Annotated in this window: 1 pseudogene; it reads right to left on the reverse strand. The window is 69.3% G+C overall.

What is annotated here, in order from left to right:
* Positions 1-238 (reverse strand): annotated as a pseudogene (locus SB660_RS23595) (beta-ketoacyl-ACP synthase III); the annotation flags it as partial.

Below are 238 nucleotides of genomic sequence, written 5' to 3' on the forward strand. Positions count from 1 at the left end.
CTCGAGCTGCGCGAGCTGCAGGCAGCGACGCACCACCGGCGCGAACTTCTGCGACGAGTAGTGACAGAGGAAGTGATCGATCCGGTCCGGCTCGATGGCGCCTTCGCGTGCGAGCCGCACGTATTCGTGCGTCGCGACGTCGAACAGCTGCGGCAGCAGGCGGATGTCCTGGCGCAGCAGCATCGCGCCGTCCGCGTCGGCGGCGCTAAAGTCCGGATAGTCGCCCCAGCGGCGCCCG

The organism is Bacillus sp. SIMBA_005, assembly GCF_046535585.1.
Lineage (GTDB): Bacteria > Bacillota > Bacilli > Bacillales > Bacillaceae > Bacillus > Bacillus pumilus.